Raw genomic sequence first — 19593 nt, forward strand, 5'->3', positions numbered from 1 at the left:
CCTCACGTGACGCCCGTCCTCACGTGGCGATGTGGTCCAGGGGGACTTCCGGGTCGGCGAGGACCGCCTCGTCGACGGCGGCGCCGGACTCGATGATCGAGCGGATCGGGTCCATCACGTCCCACACGTTGACGCCCATGCCCGCCAGCACACGATCGCGGGACATCCAGAAGGCGACGAACTTCCGTTCTGCCTTCTCGCCGCGGAAGACGACGCGGTCGTAGCCGCCAGGCTCCGTGTGGCCCGTGTACTCCATGCCGAGGTCGTACTGATCGGTGAAGAAGTACGGCAGCTTGTCGTAGACGGAGTCCTGACCGAGCATGCTCAGCGCCGCGGTGTGCGGCTGGTTGAGGGCGTTGGCCCAGTGCTCGACACGGATACGCCGGCCGAGGCGCGGGTGGTAGGCGTTGGCGACGTCGCCTGCGGCGTAGACGTCGGCGGCCGAGGTCTGCAGGTGCGCGTCGGTGACGATGCCGTTGTCGACCTCCAGGCCTGCCTGCTGGGCGAGTTCGACGTTGGGCGTGATGCCGACACCGACGACGACGGCGTCCGCGTCGAGCCGGGTGCCGTCGGCGAGCTCGACGCCGTCCACCCGGCCCTGCGTTCCGGTGACGCGCTCCACCTGGGCGGAGTGGTGGAAACGGACACCGTGATCGGCGTGGAGTCCGGCGAAGACCTCGGCGACCTCGCGTCCCAGCACCTTCACCAGCGGCAGCTCACCGTGGTCGATCAGGGTGACGTCCGCGCCGGCTGTCCTGGCCGCGGCGGCGGTCTCCAGACCGATCCACCCGCCGCCGACCACGACGATTCTGGCCCCTTCGACGAAGGCGGCCCTGAGGCGGTCGCTGTCGCCCACCCGGCGCAGATACAGCACGTTCTCGAGATCCGCTCCCGGGACCGGCAGCGGGCGCGGGGACGAGCCGGTGGCCAGCAGGAGTTTGGCGTACTGCAGGCGGCGGCCCCCGTCCAACTCCACCTCCCGGGCCTGCGGATCGACCACGCGCACCTGGGAGCCCAGCAGCAGGTCGACGTCGTGCTCCCGGTACCAGTCGTCGGGGTGGACGAAGATCGAATCACGCTCGTCCGTGCCCAGCAGGTATCCCTTGGACAGCGGCGGACGGATGTACGGCTTCTCCTCCTCGTCGCCGACAACGAGGATCGGGCCGCCATGCCCGTTCTCCCGCAGCGCCTCGGCGGCCTTGCCCGCGGCCAGGCCGCCTCCCACGATCACGAACGTCTGCACAGAAGACACGATGTTCCTCATCTCAGATGACTGGTGGGATCCACGTGCGGGGGAGTCGCCCGCCGGTCCGCGCGACCGCGACCGTCAGCAAGGGGGCAGGTGAGGGGGAGGAGCCGAGGACTCGCGGCTCCGGGCGGTCGGCCCGGTGGGCCACCTCTTTTCGAACGTAACCTCCCCCCGCGGCGGGTGCAAAACAAGGCAGAGGGTGCCCGGCCCTCCGGCGGCGCGCCACTTGCCGGCTCCTACGTGGTTCCGGCCGGTGAGCGGGTCCGATGACGTGCGTCACAACATGACCGGCGGGTCATGTTGCCTGTTGCGCTCAACCTGACCCGGTGGTCATCTTGTTGCGCCGGCCACTGCCGACCGGGGCCCGCCCGCCGGGCTCCCGGTCCACGACATCCTTGGCGGAAGACATGAGCGGCACCCTGGAAGGGAAGGTCGTCCTGGTCACCGGCGCGTCGTCGGGCATCGGGCGGGCGACCGCGGTCGCCCTGGCGGAGGCGGGCGCCGTCGTCGCCGTCGGCGCCCGCCGGGCGGACCGGCTGAAGTCTCTGGCCGAGGACCACCAGGACCGGATGCTGGTTCTTGAGCTGGACCTCACCGACCAGCAGTCGGTGCGCGACGCGGTCGCGGCGACCGTCGAGCACTTCGGAGCCCTCGACATCCTGGTGAACAACGCGGGCGTCATGCTCAGCGGCCCGATCCTGGGCGCCGACACGGCGCAGTGGACGCGCATGGTGGAGACCAACCTGCTCGGGTCGATGTACGCCGTCCACGCCGCCCTGCCCCATCTGCTGGACCGCAAGGGTGCCGTGGTGCAGATCTCGTCGACCTCCGGGCGTACCGCGTCGGCCGCCGGCGCCGTCTACGGGGCCACCAAGTTCGGCGTCACCGCCTTCGCGGAGGCGCTGCGGCGGGAGGTCGCCACGCAGGGCGTACGCGTCATCGTCATCGAACCCGGATTCGTCGCGACCGAGCTGGCGAGCCACATCACCGACCCCGCGATCCAGGCCATGGCCAAGAGCATGGCCGACTCGATGCGGACCCTGCAGCCCGAGGACATCGCCGGCGCCGTCCGCTACGCCGTCACGCAGCCCGATCATGTCGCCGTCGACGAGATCCTTGTCCGGCCGACCGACCAGACACGCTGAGCTCACGAGCCCAGCGACCTCCCTTTGACCCTGCGTCCCGGCGCCTCCGTAGCCAACCTGACCGATCGGTCAGGTTGGTGTTAGCCTGGCTCACCGGAAGCGGAGGAGCCAGGCATGACAGAAGCGGTCACTCCCGGCCCCAGGGCGGACATGGTGCGCAACCGGCGCCTCCTGCTCGAAGCGGCGACCGCGGCGTTCGCCGAGCACGGGGTGGATGTGCCGATCGGCGAGATCGCCCAGCGCGCAGGCCTCGCCAAGGGCACCGTCTTCCGGCATTTCGCCTCGAAGGAGGATCTGCTCGCGGCGATCACCCTCCGGATGCTCGACCAGCTCCTCGATACGGCCGACCGGCTTGTCACCGCGGATGACGCGGATGCGGCGCTGGAGGAGTTCATGGCCGACGGCGTCGAAGTGCTCGCCGCGGACCGTGCCTTCTGCGAGGTCATCGGGCGCCCGTCACTGCAACACGTCGAGGTTCGGGATGCCATCGACCGCCTCTGCGACGCCGCCGAGGCGCTCACCGCCAGGGCGCGCGAGTCGGGCGCCGTCCGCGCCGACGTCACCGGAACCGACATCGTGCTGCTGCTCGGCGGCATCCAGCAGACGGCAGCGCCCGTACTCGGCGCGGATCCGCAGGCGTGGCGGCGCTTCCTCCAGCTGGCCCTCGACGGCCTGCGCGTCGTCGGCGGCCGCGAACTGCCGCATCCGCTCCCCGGCCGCCTCGACCTCGACCCCGCCGGACCGGCCTGACCGGCGACGCAGCCCCGCGCCCGGCAGGTCAGGCCGGTGGCTCGTCCACGAAGAAACTGTCGTGGCGGACAAGGAAGTCCTTGAACTCCTCACCGCCGCGCTGCGCCATCTCGGCCACCTGCTCGAAGTATTCCTCGCGCGGGGCTCCGGGCGAGAAGAGCAGCAGCATCGACGCCGGCTCATCGGACTCATTGTGAAAGGCGTGCAGACCCCCGACCGGCACGTACAGGAAGTCGCCCGGCCCCGCGGCGATCCACTTCTCGCCGCCGAAGAGCTGCATCGTTCCCGACAGGATGAAGAAAGACTCCGAGATGGACCGGTGGAAATGGGTGCTCGGCCCCGGCGACCCGGGACCCATGTCGATCCGGTAAAGGCCGAACTCGCCTCCGGTCAAGGACTGGGTGGCGAGATAGTGCGTCTCGTTGCCGGACTCCGCCGTGAGCTCGGCGGGCGTGTCGGCGGACCTGAACTTGGCGTTGACCTCGCCGTCTTCCGCGAGATAACGCGGCGGTGGGTAGGACATGAGCCATCTCCTCGGTATCGGGTAGGCGCATTTTCCCCCAGCGCCATCGTAAAGCGCGGGTCGGTGCTCCGCATGCACGGCCGGGCAGCGAGGGCGCGGGCGGGCGAGCATCGTGCGCGCCGGGCACACGGCCTACGCATGTGCTGACTACCCTTGGGTGACAGGTGCCTCCGCGCCGGACGGCGCGCTCATATGAGGCCGCCCCGGGAGTGCTCGGAAATGACGCACATCGGAAATCACCGAACTCGACCGCCCGTGCCGCTGACCGACCGTGACCGGTCGGGGAGCTATGCGGTCAGCGCGGAATTCTACGACGTCCTGCAAGCCGACCAGGACGCGGAATGCGTGCGCCGCCTCTACGGCGAGGACGTGGAGGACGCCCGCCTCGGCGTGCTGGACGTCGGCGCAGGGACGGGACGGGTCACCCTGATGAGCCTGCTGGGGTCCCGGGTCTGCGTGCACGCCGTGGAGCCGGCCCGATCCATGCGCGCACCGCTGATGACCCGCCTGACATCCCTGCCGGCGGCCATGCGGGAGCGCGTCACCGTGCACCCGCGACCGCTCGACGAGACGGGACTGGACGAGGTCGCCGACGTGGCCATCTGCCACAACATGATCGCCTGCGTCCCGCCCGCCTCCCGTGACAGGCTGTGGCCGGCTGTCGCCGACGCCCTCGTACCCGGCGGCACGTTCCTGCTCCAACTCCCCCCGGCCGACCTGCCCGAGGGTGAGAGCACGCATGTCCTCACCAGCCAGCGGGTCGGCGAGCACGAGTACGGCGGGCGCGTGGTGACCTCGCCGGAGGCGGACCGGATCCGTACACGCTTCGACTACTGGGCGAGGGCCGAGGACGGTGTCCTCATCGAGAACAGCGAGACCTTCTGGATGTGGCCCACCCCCCGCGCCGAGATGGCCGACGACCTGCGCGAGCACGGGTTCGTACCGCTCGCTGAGCGCGCCGACCCCGCGGTGCTGGCCCTCAGGAACCGGTAGCGGCCCGGCCGCCCGGCCCCCTTAGGGTGCTGGCTGGGGTCGTGGAGCGATGATCGGGGTGGCGGAGTTGCGGGCTGTGGTCTTCGAGGAGTTCGGGCGGCCGGCCGAGGTGCGGGAGGTGGCCGATCCGGTGCCGCCGGACGGCGGGGTGGTCGTGCGGGTCGGGGCCACCGGCCTGTGCCGCAGCGACTGGCACGGCTGGATGGGCCACGACGACGGCATCGCGCTGCCCCACGTGCCCGGACACGAACTGGCCGGCGAGGTGGTGGCAGTGGCAGCCGGGGTCACCGGCTGGCGGGCGGGCGACCGGGTCACCGTCCCCTTCGTCTGCGCCTGCGGGCGCTGCCCCGCCTGCGCGCGCGGTGACCAGCAGGTGTGCGAGCGCCAGCAGCAGCCCGGGTTCACCCACTGGGGATCCTTCGCCGAATACGTGGCCCTGCACGCGGCCGACACCAACCTGGTCGCGGTGCCCGAGGACATGTCGTACGTGGCAGCGGCCTCGCTCGGCTGCCGGTTCGCCACCGCCTATCGCGCGGTCGTCGCGCAGGGCCGCGTCCGGGCCGGCGAATGGGTGGCGGTGCACGGCTGCGGGGGAGTGGGGCTGTCCGCGGTGATGGTGGCGGTCGCGTGCGGGGCGCGGGTCGTCGCGGTCGATACGGCGCCGGGCGCGCTGGAGTCGGCCCGGCGGTTCGGTGCGGCGGCGTGCGTGGACCCGCGTGCGGCCGGCGGCGACACGGCCGGTGCGGTCCGCGCGGCGACCGGCGGCGGCGCGCACGTCTCGCTCGACGCGCTGGGCTCCGCGGCCACCCTGGCGGCCTCGGTGGCCGGGCTGCGGTCCCGCGGCCGGCACGTGCAGGTGGGGCTGCTGCCGGCGGGCGGCGTTCCGGTGCCGATGGACCGGGTGGTCGCCCTGGAACTGGAACTCCTCGGCAGCCACGGCATGGCCGCCCACGCCTACCCCGAACTCATGCGCCAGCTCGCAGCGGGCACCCTGCGGCCCGATCTGCTGGTCGGCGACGTCATCGGTCTCGACGACGCACCGCACGCCCTGGCCGCGCTGAGCGACGGCTCGCCCGCCGGAGTCACGGTGATCGAACCCCGGCGACCGGCGGCCCGGCCCGCCTGACCCCACCGGCCCCGCGGGTTCGAGAGCGCCCGGTCACGGCATCCGAAAGTCGACCCGGCTCGCCGATCGGCCCGCACCGGTAGCGCAGGGCGTCGGAGGTAGGTTTCTGAAGGATCAGAGGTTCGGTCGACGGAGGAAGGCAGAAGACATTGGGACTCGACTCCTACCGCACCCTGGGCCCCTCCGGCCTGCGGGTCAGCCCGCTCGCCCTGGGGACGATGACGTTCGGCGACGCAAGCTGGGGCGCCGACGCCGACACCTCCCACCGCATCATCGACCGCTACGTGGAAGCGGGCGGGAACTTCCTCGACAGTGCCAACGGATACAACGACGGCAAGTCCGAGGAGACGATCGCCGGTTACCTCGCCAAGCACCCCGGCGTGCGGGACCGCCTGGTCCTGGCCACGAAGTTCGGCGGGAACATGTTCCCCGGCGACCCGAACGGCGGCGGCGCCGGCCGCAAGGCGATCATGCAGCAGGTCGAGGCGTCCCTGCGCCGTCTCGGCACCGACTACATCGACCTCTACTGGCAGCACAACTTCGACCGCCACACCGCGATCCAGGAGACCATGGCGACCCTGGACGACCTGGTGCGCGCGGGCAAGATCCGCTACATCGGGCTCTCCGACACCCACGCCTGGGAAGTCGCCCGGGCCGGCACCATCGCCGAATTCCGCGGCTGGTCACCCGTGGCCGCGATCCAGGTCGAATACTCCCTGCTCCAGCGCACCGTCGAAGGCGAGCTCTTCGGCGTCGCCCGCGAACTCGGCCTCGGCGTCACCCCCTGGAGCCCGCTGGCCAGCGGAGTGCTCTCCGGCAAGTACTCACGCGACAATCCCGCGCCTGAGGGGTCCGGCCGGGCCAATTGGACCGCCGGCCGCCTCAACGAGTCGACCTTCGCGCTGCTGGACGTCCTGCAGCGCATCGCCTCCGACCTGAACGCCTCCGTCGCCGCGGTGGCGCTGGCCTGGGTACGGGCCCGGCCGGAGGTCACCTCCACCATCATCGGCGCCCGCACGGTGCAGCAACTCGACGCCAACCTCGCGTCCCTGGACGTCAGCGTTCCGGACGAGCAGCTCGCCGAGCTGTCCGCACTCACCGCGCCGAAGCTCGACTTCCCGGCCGACTTCGTCAACGACGTCGCGATCCCCTGGCAGCAGGGCGGCACCACCATCGACGACGTGCCGTCCGAGCCGTACAGCAGGGGCTGACCGGCGCCCCGGGCGCGCGAAATCGCCTTCAGGCGGCGGGCGCAGCCGGCGTCCGGCCGCGCCCGGTGTCCCACGTCCGGGCCGTCGCCCCCGCACGGCACCCGGCGGGGGCCCGGCCCTCCGCCGCCCACGAAGGGGTGTTGTGCACCCTTTTTCCGCCCGCCCGGTGTCCTCCTGGTCGGCTCAGTTGCGCCGCGGCGAGTGGGTTCCGAATCCCTGCCTCAATTTTTGGTAAATAATATCGAGTCAAGCGGAATTCCTACTTCTTGTTGTGATCGCGAAATCCGTCTTCCCTATGCTTTGGGTCGATTTCTGCTGGATGTGCGGGTGGAGATCGGACCTGGCTGCGGCTACTGTTTTGAAGCAGAGGGGGGAATAGTGGTACGGATCTCGGATCGTTTGACGGATTCAGGTCAATCGATTTCAAGGATTAGGTGTCCGCTGTTTTCCCGCTCGTTTTCGATTGTCCGAATTCTGAGAGGGTGTACTCCATGAACATGATCACGAAGCGCGCGTCCGGTGCCCTGGCCGCCGGCGCGGTCGCCGCGCTCATCGGGCTGACGGGGGCGCCGTCCGCCCACGCGGCAGCAGGTCCGAACGTCGTCGCGCGGCCGTTCAGCTCCAGCCACTGCGGTGCGAAGTGGTGTGTCAGCGTCGTCGGCTCGGGGCTGCACGTGGACTACGAGACGGTGTCCGAGATAAACAACGGCGCCATGGTCGGTTACGTGACGGCGCAGGACGACGACGACAGCTGGCACAAGGCATCGGCCTGGGTCGCCGCAAGCAGCGGCTCGGAGAAGCTCACCGTGAATCGCAGCTTCTCCAACAACAGCAGTTTCTGCGGCGGTATCAGTTCCAGCAGTTCGTGGACGGACTACAAGGACATGGTCTGTTTCACCATTCACAGCTGATGTAGGGGCGACAAGGGGCGGCCGGAAACGGCCGCCTCTTGTCGGTCTGCCGGAATGGATCGAGTGGCTGCTCGGCGGGCGGTTATCGGCGTGACCCGGCCCACCGGCTCGGCGTCCATGCGAGGCGTCTGCCGGGCGGGCGCCGCCCGGCTCAGCGCTGGGGGTCCTGGACGTCCGGGCGGGCCAGGACATAGGAGAAGCGGCGGATTCTGGGAGCCCAGAGGCGGAAACTCTTCAGGTCGGGCAGCGTCACCTCGGCCGACGCGCGCAGCACCCCGGCGTGCAGGCGGGCCCACGCGGCGGCATTTCGCAGGCCGACGTCACCGGCGACGCCGTTGGCGAAGTCACGGACCTCCAGGCTCGCGACGAAATCGGGCCAGGAGGTGTCGGGGAGACGGTGCATCAGGCCGCCCGGGACGGACCCGGTGGGATCGGGCGGGGTGTCCAGGAGTTGCGGCAGCAGCCCGGGCTCGGCGATGACGAGCCCCAGCAGAACCGCCACCGCCTGGTATTCGCCGGGTGACCCGTCCTCGCCGAGGAAGCGGGAGGCGCTGGAGAGGTCACGGGTCGCCCTGAGCATGCGGTAGAGGTTGAGCAGCCTCTTCGCCTTGCGCGGTGTGTCGATCAGCAGGTCGAGGCCGGACAGGACGGCGAGTTCCGGTTCGGTCAGCGGCCGGGGCGGGAGCGGGAAGGGTGTGCTCCTCGTCGCGCCCGGCGCCCTGTCGGCTTCCGAGCCCGCCTCGATCGTCATCGAGAAGTCGGCCGATCCGCCAGGGCCGCCGTACGCGGGCCCGGCGGCAGGCGCGGCCCGGTCCCCGACGTCGGCCAGCGACGACAGGAGGGAGCGCAGCCCCCGCGCCGGCATGCCGGGCAGCAGGACCGGGATGTTGATGATCTTATCCAGGTAGTCCTCCGGTGTCACCGGCCGGCGGTCGGGCTCGTCGGGCGCGGGCGGCACGCCGGTGTCCAGCAGCTCGCCGTAGTGGCTGGACAGCGAGCGCACCAGCCAGCGGGGGTCCACGCCGATGACGACCACGAACAGGTCGAGCGCCAGCAGCAGGTGGACGGCCTGCAGCACCTCGACCACCTGCCGGGAACTGCACCGGTCCAGATCGTCGATGTAGAGGACGATGCGGTCGATCGGGCGGTGCCCCGCGCGTTCCTGCTCCGGATGGGCACGCCAGTCCGCCATCAGCTCCACCAGCTGCTCAAGGTCCTTGCGCAGCACGGAGATCAGGCCGAGGTTCCCCGTGTAGGAGTCGCCGCCGGCCCGCTCGCTCAGGAAGCTGTAGAGCCGCCGTCCCGGGCTCAGCTCGGTCAGCCGGCGGCCGAGGCCGCCGATGTGCGCCATGACGTCGTCCAGTTGCGCCTCGGCGACCCGCCGGTCCGCTTCTGCCTGCCGCAGGGCGTGCAGCGCGTCGGCGACCGCGGGCTCGGCGTCGCCCGTCGCGGATCGGTCGAGGCCTGCGCGAAGGTCGTCCGAGAGCGAGCGCAGCGCCCGTATGCCGGAGCGGGCGCGCGTCAGCATCGTCAGCCCGAGCCCGGCGGCAGCGGCGAGTACGCCCCCGCCGGGTGCCAGCCAGGCCCTGACCCCGGGCGCGAAGGCCCCGACGACCAGCAGGAGGAGCAGCGCCAGCGCGGCTGCCGCGACCGCAGCCCGGCCCGCCCGGTCCCGCGGGGCCCGCCTGAGCGCTTCGGCCTCCGAGAGGGTGCCCTGCAACTCGTCGGCCAGCAGCCTGGCCTGCTCCACGTCGCTCGTGACGCCCAGCTTGCGCCACAGGCTCTGCACCTGCTGGGCGAACGCCGGCGACCCCTTCAGCGCGTCGACGAGGGCGCGGACCCGGAACTGCCGGTCCGCGGCGGCCGCGTCCACGTCGGCCTGCAACTCGGCGGCGGCCGACCGGGCCTGCCGCCTGACCGCGTCGTACTCCCTGCGCTGATGCATCCGTTGGGCGAGCTCGGTCCGCAACTGCCTGCGGAGGTCCTCCGTGCTCGGCCCGGGCCCGGCGAGCTGCCGGAAGATCTCGTCGCCCAGGCTCGCCCAGATGTTGGTGTCGGCATAGTGCCACGCGTTGAAGCCGATCTGCGTGACCTCCTGGCAGTACCCGGGATTCCCCGACGCGGCCAGTTCCGCCACGCGGCTGCGCAGCAACCCCATGAAGTAGCTCTTGCCCGAGCCCCATTCGCCGAAGATCCCCACGGACAGCGGGGTGGGTGTCTTCCGGTCGCTGATGACGGCGGCAAGCATCGACACGTACGGTGCCGCGCCGAGCCGGTCCTCGGTGAGAGGGATCCCGGTGTTCGGATCCACCCGGTCGGTGGACATCCCGCCCACCAGAGCGGCCTGCGCCGGCCGGCGCCCGTCGAGCCACGGAGTCCGGGGGGCGGGCAGCTCACCCACCTGAGCCGCCCGCAGGATCGGCACGTCCGCCTCGTCGTTCGTCAGAAGGACGAGGTGCTGGAGCGGCAGCCCGGCGGCCATGTCCGTCGCGGCAGGGACCAGCACCGCCGCGACCACGCTCTTCTCCAGCCCCAGCGCACCGGTGGCCAGCAGCGGAAGGGCCACTGCCAGGGCGCCCATGTCGGCGGCCGCCCGGAGCGCTGCCCTGGTGGCCGTGGTGAGCGAGTCGACGTTCAGCGAGCCGTTCTGCTCGTCATGCGGGGTGGCGAGGACCGCCAGCCATGGCCCGCGACCCCGGGTCCCCGGCTCGCGCAGCCTGACCAGGCCCGGCCGGCTCGGCGTCAGCTCCGTGAGATCCACCGAGCCGAACGGAGCCTCGGGGTAGTAGCCGGCCACGACCGCGGCCAGTTGCCCGAAGCCGCCCCCCACGGACACCACGATCGCGTCGACATCCAGTCCCCACGGCTCCTCCGTCACTGCGACCGACACGCGTACCCGCCCCCGGCCGCCCCGGCTGTCCGCCGCCGCCTCGCTCATCCCAGGCTCCACCCCGCCACGCTATCGGCGGAACCGGGGTCACACATGGCTATTCCGGCCGTGGGTGCCGCGGGCACAGTTGTTGTGGCTCGTGCCGCTGAGGCAGCCCGTCGTGGCTGACGCCGAGGACGGCAGCGCCACCCGCCCGGGTGATGCGGCCAAAGGCACCAGAAAAACCGAGAGCTTCTTTTTCACGGCTGATCCTCCTCTCTCCTGGCGCCCTCACCCTCCCGGTGCCGCAACGGCACTGGTCAGGCCGCTGTCCGGAAAGGGCCCCGCACCGGCGGGGCGTGGCGGAATCTGCCGTTGTCCCGTGCCTAACAGCCACGGCAGGATTGCGGTTCGTGGAGTACCAGGAGGAACTGTCGCCGCACAGCGCCCGGGACGCAGCCGGCTTTGTCGAGTCGATGCAGAAACTCAAGGAGCGTTCAGGACTGACATACCGCGACCTGGAGGAACGGGCCGCCAGAAACGGAGATGTGCTGGCCCGCAGCACCCTGGCTGACATCCTCAAGAGGACCAGCCTGCCGCGCCCTGACCTGCTGGTCGCGTTCGTCCGCGCCTGCGGGGACGAGCCGCGGGTCGGCGCCTGGCTGGAGGCCAGGTCTCGGATCGCCGCCGCGGACCCCGCTGCCGGGCCTGCCGCGGTGCCGGGTCCCGCCGCCGACGGCGAAGCCACGGCCCGACCATCAGGTGCAGACCCCGCAACCCCGAGGAAGCGGCTGACCAAGCGCCGCAAAGTGGCGGGCGCGACCTCGCTGGTGGTCCTGGGGCTCGCGTTGGCCGCCTGGGCGCTCCTCCCCGACAGCCCGGGCACCTCCTCCCGGCTTCCCGCCGACGGCTGGGTCACCATCCGTCCCGCCCGTACGCCCGACCTCTGCCTGACCGACGGACGGGACCGCAAAGGGGCCTACGACAACGCCGTCGCCGTGCAACTCCCCTGCGCCCAGGCCGCCGTGCCGCGCACCTATCTCGAACCGGTCGGAGAGGGCCTCTACCGCATCCAATGGCTCCACCCCGTGGAAGGGAAGGGGTGCCTGGCGGTCATGAGTACCGGTCCGGTCAAGGGCATGCTCCAACCCCTGAACGACTGCGCCAAGGCCACGCTGTTCCGCCTGGAGCCCGCCGGCAGCGCCGGCGCCGAGGACTTCCGCTTTCGCCCGGTCAACAGCAGCCGGTGCATCGGCATCGCCGGGGACGACACCTCCGAGGGGGCCGAGGCGACCGAGGAACAATGTACGCACGCAGCCGACCAGAGATTCCTCATCCGAGCGGACTGAGCGCTTTGCGGGCCTCGTGGAAAGTCCGTCCCGGCATCCGTGCGCAGGCGGCGTGATCCCGGCCCGGCGCCATCGGCCCCTCGTGCGGCGGTGGTTCAGCACCCCGCTTCCCGCTATGGCCCGAGCGCCCGGCCGCTGGCATCCTGATGAGATGACCGGGTTCAACGTTCATCCGCCGACCTTGCACAAGGCTGGGACGGGTGCAGGAAAGATCAATGACGACGTCACCACGTCGAAGGCGATTTTGAAGGGCACGACTCCGACTGCGGTTTCGGCCCACGGAGGCTGGGCGGCCAGCAGCGCTCTGCAGGAATGCCTCACCACTTGGGAAGACCGCCTCTCCGCAATCAGCGGCGAGATAGAGCGGTTGGGCACCGGTCTGCACAACTCCGCGGACGACTACCAGCAGACCGACGAAAAGGTCGCCAGGTTGTTCCGCCAGTTGGCCCGCGAGCTCGACTGAGAGAGGAACTGATGGTCACTTTCGGTCAGTTGGCCTCGGCCAAGCCCGGTCTGTGGTCGAGCGCCGCGGAGGACTGGACGGTGCTGAGCCGGAACCTGACCACCGCGGCCGACGATCTGGCCACCGAGGTCCAGCACATGACCGCGGGCACCTGGGGCGGCGCGGCCGCGCAGGCCGCGAACCGGCAGATCCAGGTCGCGTACTACACCCTCCTGGCAGGTGGAGTCGTCACCTCCGCGGTCGCCGAGATCGTCCGGGGACTCTTCCACGCGGTGACTCTGGCGCAAGAGACCCTCCAGGAAGCCAGGGAACTGGCCGGGCGGAACAACATCCTGATCGGTGCGGACGGTTCCGTCCGGCTCGACTCCTTACCGCCGTTGGCCCGTGGGGCACAGCCGTCGCCCCCGCTGGGGGTGTTGCCCGATCCGAAGGTCCAGCAGGTCACCCAGCTCATCGCGGAGGCTCTTCGCGAGGCCACCCAGGCTGACCGGACGGCGCAGGCCGCACTGGAACGGCTCGCCGCTGACAGCCGCAACGTGGATTGCAAGATCGCAGCCCGCGCGAAGGACGCGAAGGAACTCAAGGAATATCTGGGCGGCTTCAAGGACATCGACGTCAACGACGCTTCGCGCCTGGAACTGCAGATGATCCTGGGCTCGATTCCCAAGGGCCCGCCCGCGCTGGTCAACCAATGGTGGGCCGGTCTCAGCCCCGAGGAACAGGACAGGCTCAAGCTCGCCGCCCCCGGCGTCCTCGGCACGCTGAACGGCATTCCGTCCGGCGTGCAGGCGGAATTGCGTGGCAGTGACGGGATCGACAGGGTGAAACTTGTCAACTACGCCCTCGGCAACTGGGGCAATTCCGGCATCGATGTCAAGGGGCAGGACAACTGTACGAACTTCGTGTCCCATGCGCTTCTCGCGGCCGGACTGCACGAGAAGGGGCACGAGACAGAGTTCTGGGGAAGGTCGGACAGCGACCACAAATGGTACCAAGGCAGCACCAACAACAGTTACTCGTGGGCCGGGTCCAGGGAATTGAACGACTTCCTGACGAGCAACAACAGTCAGCCCGTTCCCGATCCGGCTGATGCGAAGCCCGGAGACATCATCTTCTGGGGACGCGGGGACGGCTCTCCGTCGACCATCCACCACGCGGCCGTCGTCACTGCCGTGGTCGACGGGCACGTCTACTACACCCAGCACAGCGGCTCCGCGCAGAACGCTGACCTCGACCTCCGGCAGCCGACCATCGAGAGAACCGACGGACCGAGCCCACCGATCATCGTTCGCCCGCACCAGGACTGACCCCGTATCGCCGCCTGAACTGCCCGCCGCCCGCGCCGTCGGCCAGGGTGAACGGGCCCGGCCGCACGAGTCGCTGACGTGAGCGGCGCACGTATGCCGCCAGCCGGAAGCCGGGCGGTCGGCCACCGCGACGGCAGCACCGCCCACGGTAACCGGTGTGGCAGATGGGCCTGTCGGGACATTGTCATGCTCGGCCCCTTGGGACGATCATGTACGGCAGGTGAACATCCATCGACGGCACGCCGAAGAGCACCACACTGCGGAGGCTGACCAGGTATGAGCGAGACGAGCGGTACGACCAGAAAAACGGGGGGCTCCCGGCCACGAGTGGCACGCTGGGCGGCATTGGCGGGGTCGGCGGCGCTCGTACTGCTGGGCGGCGCCGCGCCGGCCGGGGCCGACACCGCGCACCACGGGGGAGGGGGCGCGACCGCCACCCCGATCAAGCACGTGGTCGTCATCTACGACGAGAACGAGTCGTTCGACCACTACTTCGGCTCGTATCCCGTGGCGGCGAACACCGACGGCACCCGGTTCACGGCCGACCGGCACACGCCCAGGGACATCGACACCGCCCGCCACGCCGGTCTGCTGACGAAGAACCCGAACCAGTACCCGCCGACCCGGCTGAGCCCGTCCCAGGCCGTCACCTGCGACCAGAACCACTCGTACGGTCCTGAGCAGTACGCGGCCAACGGCGGCGAGTCCGACGCGTACGTGGAGAACACCGAGACCAGCAGGTGCTCGGGCAACCTCTTCGGTGAACCCGGCCTCGTGATGGACTACTACGACGGCAACACCGTCACCGCGCTGTGGAACTACGCCCAGCACTACACGCTCGGCGACAACTCCTTCAGCTCGGCGTACGGCCCGTCCACCCCAGGTGCGATCGAGCTCGTCTCCGGCCAGACGCACGGCGTGATCTCGATGGACCCGTCGACCGGCACCGAGAACCCCGAGCAGACCGCCACCCCAGACCCGTACGCGGTCGTCTCGCCGGACGCCAAGGGCGTCGGCACGATGATCAACGACCCGGACCCGGCCTACGACGACTGCGCCGACAACAGTCACACCAGCACCAACGCGCTGGCGGCGCTGACCGGCAAGAACATCGGCGACCTGCTCAACGCCAAGGGCGTGTCCTGGGGCTGGTTCCAGGGCGGCTTCCGCCCCTCCACCCCGTGGGACGGCAAGCAGGGCGACTACGCCGACTGCCAGGGCGCCACGCACCCCAACGTCGGCGGCGCGGCCTCCGTCGACTACAGCTCGCACCACGCCCCGTTCCAGTACTACAAGTCGACGGCGAACCCGCACCACCTGCCGCCGAAGAACACCGCCGAGATCGGCCACAACGGCCAGGCGAACCACAACTACGACCTCACCGACTTCTCGGCCGCCCTCGCGGCGGGCCGGCTGCCTGCCGTGAGCTTCCTGAAGGCCGCCTCCTACCAGGACGGCCACGCGGGCTACTCGGACCCGATCGACGAGCAGCACTTCCTGGTCAGTGAGATCAACGCCATCCAGTCCTCCCCGCAGTGGCAGGACACCGCCGTCGTCATCGCGTACGACGACTCCGACGGCTGGTACGACCACGCCTACGCCAAGGTGGCCAACGGCTCAAGGGACACCACGCTCGGCTCCAACGGCAAGTCCGTCGACAGCCCGGCATGCCAGGCGGGCCCGGCCCCCGTGGGCGGCTACGCCGACCGCTGCGGCCCTGGTACCCGCCAGCCGCTGCTGGTCATCTCGCCCTACAGCAGGGTCAACTCGGTCGACCACACCCGCACCGAGCAGGCCTCGATCACCCGCTTCATCGAGAACAACTGGAAGACCGGCCGGATCGGCGACGGATCCTTCGACACCCGTGCGGGCAGCCTGGACGGCGCCTTCGACTTCCGGCACCCGAACGACCGTCAGGTGCTGCTCAAAACCGACGGCTCGGTGAAGTCCGTCCGGCCCGTCCACCGCTCGGCCGCCGTGGAGGCCGCCGCGAACGCCGCGCCGGCCGTATCCACTGGCGGCGGCGGCCCGGCCGCCGCCCAGGACTTCGCGGAGTCCGGGAGCAGTTCGGCGGCCCTGGCGCTCGGCGTCACCGGCGGCGTGCTGCTGGTCGGCGGCGGCGCGCTGTACCTCGCCCGGCGCCACCGCCACGGGGGCCCCGCTTCCTGACCCGGGACACCGTCCCCCGGGGGCCGCCCCGGCACGGCGCCCGGGGCGGCCCCTCCGCGTCGCTCCTGACGTCCGCGACGACCGTCACTTCACCGCCAGCACATCCACCTGCTGGATCCGGGGTGGGTGCGCCAGCAAGGTCTCGGTGACGTCGGCGAGCGCCGAGGCGATCGGGCCGGACAGATGGGCCCGACGGCCGTCCTCCGACTCGAAGGTGTCGAAGATCCCGAACCGGCTCTCGTCGGTGCGGAAGGCGTACCACGTCACCGTGCCGGGCTCGGCGACCGCCATTTCCCGCCCCTGCTCCAGGAACGCGGCAAGCTCAGCCTCCTTCCCCTTCTGCGCCTCAAGCAACACGAGCAGCCCGTACTTGACCGCCATCAGCATGTCCTCTCGCTCGGCCGCCTCGCGGCCCTCCGGCACGGGCAGAAAGGATCGCCTCCCTCCTCGGTGACGCGCGGCAGCCGAGTGCCCGGACGTGTCGATTCCCCTCCAATGCCGCACCTGAGCGACCCGTTCGGCGGCACGAAGGAGACACCCGGTCTTTTACGGCGGAGGGCCGCACCTGCCGTCGCGACCTCCTGCCGAAGTGGCAGCCGGGCACATGACGCTCACCAGGCCAACCCTTGATCATCGGTGATGAAGAAATATGGTTGGCGTACTAACATCCTCGCGTGGCACGGCGCAAAGCCGTGACCGGCTGCGGACTGCTGCGGGCCGCCGCGGGTTCGCGACGAGCCGGTGGGAGACCGCTCCGCTCCGGCGGGCATCTCGGGCCCCGGCAGGACCGAACAAGAGGGAGTCAGATGAGAACTACCCGACAGGACAGGCGCAGATCACGGCGCCGCGGGGCCCTGGTGATCGCCCCGATCGCCGCCATGCTGGCGCTGGGGTCGGCCGCGATCGCGGCCGGCCAGACACCGGCCGGCGTCCCGGCCACCACGGTTTTCGCGGCGCCGCCGGCCGGCAGCCCGGGGCACCTGGTCGGCATAGCGGCCGACCGCGGGTCCGTCTACGTGGGGACCCACCAGGCCGCCGACGGCAGCCCCAACCTGCCCAGCCACGTCTACCGGTACAGCGCCCAGTCCGGGCAGCTGCTCCGGGACTACTCCATCACCGGCCAGGCGACGACCGGGCAGGGCCTGACCAACATGGCCACCGGCCGCAACGGCCTGCTCTACATCCTGGACCGCCATCCCGCCCGCATGATCACGCTGGACCCGGTCACCGGCGCCCAGCGGACCTACGCCACCTTCGGCGACGTCCCGTCCTGCACGGCGCCTGGCGCTCAGCCCGGCAACTGCTCGGACACCCAGGCCGACGCGCCCGCCTACCCCGACGACATCGCGTTCGGCCCGGACGGATCAGCGTATGTCACCGACATCAGCCAGGCGCTGGTGTGGAGGGTCCCGCCCGGCGGCGGGCCGGCCCGCGTCTGGCTGACCGACCAGCGGTTGGAGAGCCTCTTCGGTCCGTGCGGGATCCGTCTCGCCGACCCGCGCACCATCGTGCTGGCCCAGTGCACCTACGGGCTGACCGACCCCGCGCAGATCGCCACCGGCACCGGCCGCATCTACACCCTCCCCATCAACCACGACGGAACCGCCGGTGCCCTGCACCAGATCTGGCAGGGCGAGCCCGGCGAGGCCTCGGACGGAATCGCCATCGGCCAGAGCGGCCGCATCTACGTCGCCCTCGCCCTCGGCAACGCGCTGCTGACACTCGACTCCACCGGCAAGGAGATCACCCGCACCCCCGCGACGCCGACCGAGGCAGGCGCGCTGCCCGTTCCCTATGACAATCCGGCGAGCGTTGCCATTCTCGCCGACGGCCGTGCCGTGATCACGAATCAGGCATTTCTCGGCGGTCCCACCAGCGACCAGGTCGTGCTGCAAACCCGAGTCCCAGACCGCGCGGAGCGGCTCTACCACCCGTAATGCTGTCGTTTCCCGCCGGCCGGCCGGACCGCCGGCGGGAAACGGCACCACAGGCAACCGGGCGGACGTGCTCTCACTCCTGCGGTGGCCATGGTGTGGGCGGTCTCGCCCATCAGGCAGCCGGCGAAGGTGCGTTTCGAGCAAACGGGTGAAGGGCTGATCGGGCTTGGCCGCGTTCGGGCGCCCGGCCATGCCGCCGCTCACCTCGCACACGCAGATGACGTTGCGGGAGGCGCTGCAGGGTTGCCGGATGAGATCCGTCCATCTGCGGTGCACCTGGCGTATAGTCTGCGCTCATTTGTGGGTGGATAGACGGTTAAGACCGTTATTCTCTTCGTGCGCAGCTGCCTGAGCTGCCGCGCAGCCTGACGAAGCGAGGATCCCCATGAGTGCACACTTTCGAGCCGTCCAGGTCTCGGAGCCCGGTGGAGACCTCGTACTCACCCAGATCGACGCCCCTGAGCCAGGAGCCGGGCAGGTGCGAGTCGCCGTCGAGGCGTGCGGGATCTGTCACTCGGACGTCCCGATCATCGCCGGCTACCTTCCAGGAACGACCTTTCCGATGACGCCCGGCCACGAGATCGCCGACCGCGTGGACGCGGTCGGCGCCGGGGTGGAGGAGTGGCAGGAGGGAGACCGTGTGGCACTGGGCTACATCGCCGGTACCTGCGGACATTGCGACGCCTGCCGCGACGGTGACAGCATCAACTGCCCCGAAGCCAAGACGCCCGGCGTCTCGTATCCCGGAGGTTTCGCCGACACCGTCGTGGTGCCGGCGAACGGGCTCTCCCGCATTCCAGAGGGGCTGGCGGCTCCCGACGCGGCGGCGCTGGCATGCGCGGGGCTCACCGCCTTCAACGCGTTCCGCAACAGCGCCGCGAGACCAGGGGATCTCGTCGCGGTTCTCGGCCTGGGCGGCGTGGGACACCTGGGCGTCCAGACGGCTGCCGCGATGGGCTTCGTCACGGTGGCGATCGCCCGTGGCCCCCAGAAGGCAGGCCCTGCCCGCGACGTCGGCGCGGACCACTACATCGACAGCGAGACGCAGGATGTCGCGCAGTCCCTGCGGGAACTCGGCGGCGCGAAGGTCATCCTGGCCACCGCGACCAGTGCGGAGGCGATCTCATCCGCGGTCGGGGGCCTGGGCCGCCGCGGTGAGCTCATCATCGTGGGCCTCCCGCAGGACAATCTGACGTTCGGCGCACTGGACCTCATCTTCGGCACCAAGCGCGTCTACGGCATCATCTCGGGCACCCCTCTCGACCGCGAGGAGGCCTTCCGATTCGCCGTCAGCTCAGGGATTCGTCCCTGGAGCGAAGAGGTCCCCCTGGAGGACGCGGCCACGGCCTACGCCAGGATGCTGGCCGGAGAAGCACCATTCAGGATGGTCCTCACCGCCGGAAGGTAGTCGAGCCGCCGACGGGTACGCAGACGCGCCTGGAGAAGTGGTCGCCCTCTTGGTGAACGTGCCAAGGGCCTTACTCCGGCGGCCACCACAACTATGAAACCCATACTGAATGGGTCAAAAAAGCCCACCTGTGAGCCGAATTTCCCTTCCGGCTCCGAGTACGCTCAGCGGCTATTACCTCAC

At 70.4% G+C, this 19593-nt stretch carries 16 protein-coding genes; 12 read left to right on the forward strand and 4 right to left on the reverse strand.

From position 1 onward, the window contains the following. Nucleotides 1-19: 19 nt before the first annotated feature. Complete coding sequence (locus OG702_RS33770) at nt 20-1264, reverse strand: NAD(P)/FAD-dependent oxidoreductase (RefSeq protein WP_442814670.1); 1245 nt, start codon at nt 1262-1264, stop codon at nt 20-22. 392 nt (nt 1265-1656) lie between these two features. Here OG702_RS33770 and OG702_RS33775 point away from each other — a divergent pair, with 392 nt between their 5' ends. Beyond that, nucleotides 1657-2394: an SDR family NAD(P)-dependent oxidoreductase gene (locus OG702_RS33775; protein WP_327292767.1), complete on the forward strand. Its 738-nt coding sequence runs from the start codon at nt 1657-1659 to the stop codon at nt 2392-2394. Between the two features lie 114 nt (nt 2395-2508). Beyond that, nucleotides 2509-3144: a TetR/AcrR family transcriptional regulator gene (locus tag OG702_RS33780; RefSeq protein WP_327292768.1), complete on the forward strand. Its 636-nt coding sequence runs from the start codon at nt 2509-2511 to the stop codon at nt 3142-3144. 28 nt (nt 3145-3172) lie between these two features. Here the strand turns inward: OG702_RS33780 and OG702_RS33785 are convergent, their stop codons facing one another. Next, nucleotides 3173-3667, reverse strand: coding sequence for a cupin domain-containing protein (locus OG702_RS33785; RefSeq protein ID WP_327292769.1), 495 nt, complete (start codon nt 3665-3667; stop codon nt 3173-3175). A gap of 219 nt (nt 3668-3886) precedes the next feature. Here OG702_RS33785 and OG702_RS33790 point away from each other — a divergent pair, with 219 nt between their 5' ends. The 4 genes from OG702_RS33790 (at nt 3887) to OG702_RS33805 (ending at nt 7908) form a co-directional block, all read left to right on the forward strand. Then, nucleotides 3887-4660 carry a class I SAM-dependent methyltransferase gene (locus tag OG702_RS33790; protein WP_327292770.1) on the forward strand — a complete coding sequence of 258 codons (774 nt, stop codon included), beginning with the start codon at nt 3887-3889 and terminating at the stop codon, nt 4658-4660. 67 nt (nt 4661-4727) lie between these two features. Next, nucleotides 4728-5786 (forward strand): zinc-dependent alcohol dehydrogenase family protein, encoded by a 1059-nt coding sequence (locus OG702_RS33795; protein WP_327293467.1) that lies wholly within the window; start codon nt 4728-4730, stop codon nt 5784-5786. Nucleotides 5787-5935: 149 nt separating this feature from the next. Next, a complete protein-coding gene (locus tag OG702_RS33800; protein ID WP_327292771.1) occupies nt 5936-6997 on the forward strand; it encodes an aldo/keto reductase in 1062 nt (353 codons plus the stop codon). Nucleotides 6998-7488: 491 nt separating this feature from the next. After that, nucleotides 7489-7908 carry a hypothetical protein gene (locus OG702_RS33805; protein WP_327292772.1) on the forward strand — a complete coding sequence of 140 codons (420 nt, stop codon included), beginning with the start codon at nt 7489-7491 and terminating at the stop codon, nt 7906-7908. 151 nt (nt 7909-8059) lie between these two features. Here the strand turns inward: OG702_RS33805 and OG702_RS33810 are convergent, their stop codons facing one another. Further along, nucleotides 8060-10846, reverse strand: a complete 2787-nt coding sequence (locus OG702_RS33810; RefSeq protein ID WP_327292773.1) for a P-loop NTPase fold protein — start codon at nt 10844-10846, stop codon at nt 8060-8062. A gap of 344 nt (nt 10847-11190) precedes the next feature. Between OG702_RS33810 and OG702_RS33815 the strand changes: the two genes are divergently transcribed. The 4 genes from OG702_RS33815 (at nt 11191) to OG702_RS33830 (ending at nt 16065) form a co-directional block, all read left to right on the forward strand. Further along, nucleotides 11191-12126: an RICIN domain-containing protein gene (locus tag OG702_RS33815; protein WP_327292774.1), complete on the forward strand. Its 936-nt coding sequence runs from the start codon at nt 11191-11193 to the stop codon at nt 12124-12126. A 151-nt stretch (nt 12127-12277) separates the two neighbouring features. Then, nucleotides 12278-12589: a WXG100 family type VII secretion target gene (locus OG702_RS33820; protein ID WP_327292776.1), complete on the forward strand. Its 312-nt coding sequence runs from the start codon at nt 12278-12280 to the stop codon at nt 12587-12589. Nucleotides 12590-12600: 11 nt separating this feature from the next. Next, nucleotides 12601-13896 (forward strand): amidase domain-containing protein, encoded by a 1296-nt coding sequence (locus OG702_RS33825; RefSeq protein ID WP_327292777.1) that lies wholly within the window; start codon nt 12601-12603, stop codon nt 13894-13896. Between the two features lie 276 nt (nt 13897-14172). Beyond that, nucleotides 14173-16065 carry a phospholipase C gene (locus tag OG702_RS33830; RefSeq protein WP_327292778.1) on the forward strand — a complete coding sequence of 631 codons (1893 nt, stop codon included), beginning with the start codon at nt 14173-14175 and terminating at the stop codon, nt 16063-16065. Between the two features lie 84 nt (nt 16066-16149). Here the strand turns inward: OG702_RS33830 and OG702_RS33835 are convergent, their stop codons facing one another. Beyond that, nucleotides 16150-16488: a putative quinol monooxygenase gene (locus OG702_RS33835; RefSeq protein ID WP_327292779.1), complete on the reverse strand. Its 339-nt coding sequence runs from the start codon at nt 16486-16488 to the stop codon at nt 16150-16152. Nucleotides 16489-16871: 383 nt separating this feature from the next. On the opposite strand from OG702_RS33835, the gene OG702_RS33840 reads away from it, so the two are divergent. Next, nucleotides 16872-18002 carry an SMP-30/gluconolactonase/LRE family protein gene (locus tag OG702_RS33840; RefSeq protein ID WP_327292780.1) on the forward strand — a complete coding sequence of 377 codons (1131 nt, stop codon included), beginning with the start codon at nt 16872-16874 and terminating at the stop codon, nt 18000-18002. A gap of 385 nt (nt 18003-18387) precedes the next feature. Beyond that, entirely contained in the window at nt 18388-19410 is a 1023-nt protein-coding gene (locus OG702_RS33845) for an alcohol dehydrogenase catalytic domain-containing protein (RefSeq protein ID WP_327292781.1), read from the forward strand. Nucleotides 19411-19593 lie beyond the last annotated feature (183 nt).

It is taken from the genome of Streptomyces sp. NBC_01198 (assembly GCF_036010485.1).
In the GTDB taxonomy this organism is placed as follows: Bacteria; Actinomycetota; Actinomycetes; order Streptomycetales; family Streptomycetaceae; genus Actinacidiphila.

Bases quoted from the DNA above. Each gene is read 5' to 3' on its own strand.
- OG702_RS33805 (WP_327292772.1), top strand. From the start codon at position 7,489: ATGAACATGATCACGAAGCGCGCGTCCGGTGCCCTGGCCGCCGGCGCG.
- OG702_RS33820 (WP_327292776.1), top strand. From the start codon at position 12,278: ATGACCGGGTTCAACGTTCATCCGCCGACCTTGCACAAGGCTGGGACG.
- OG702_RS33785 (WP_327292769.1), bottom strand. From the start codon at position 3,667: ATGTCCTACCCACCGCCGCGTTATCTCGCGGAAGACGGCGAGGTCAAC.
- OG702_RS33790 (WP_327292770.1), top strand. From the start codon at position 3,887: ATGACGCACATCGGAAATCACCGAACTCGACCGCCCGTGCCGCTGACC.
- OG702_RS33770 (WP_442814670.1), bottom strand. From the start codon at position 1,264: ATGAGGAACATCGTGTCTTCTGTGCAGACGTTCGTGATCGTGGGAGGC.
- OG702_RS33840 (WP_327292780.1), top strand. From the start codon at position 16,872: ATGAGAACTACCCGACAGGACAGGCGCAGATCACGGCGCCGCGGGGCC.
- OG702_RS33825 (WP_327292777.1), top strand. From the start codon at position 12,601: ATGGTCACTTTCGGTCAGTTGGCCTCGGCCAAGCCCGGTCTGTGGTCG.
- OG702_RS33775 (WP_327292767.1), top strand. From the start codon at position 1,657: ATGAGCGGCACCCTGGAAGGGAAGGTCGTCCTGGTCACCGGCGCGTCG.
- OG702_RS33810 (WP_327292773.1), bottom strand. From the start codon at position 10,846: ATGAGCGAGGCGGCGGCGGACAGCCGGGGCGGCCGGGGGCGGGTACGC.
- OG702_RS33830 (WP_327292778.1), top strand. From the start codon at position 14,173: ATGAGCGAGACGAGCGGTACGACCAGAAAAACGGGGGGCTCCCGGCCA.
- OG702_RS33780 (WP_327292768.1), top strand. From the start codon at position 2,509: ATGACAGAAGCGGTCACTCCCGGCCCCAGGGCGGACATGGTGCGCAAC.
- OG702_RS33845 (WP_327292781.1), top strand. From the start codon at position 18,388: ATGAGTGCACACTTTCGAGCCGTCCAGGTCTCGGAGCCCGGTGGAGAC.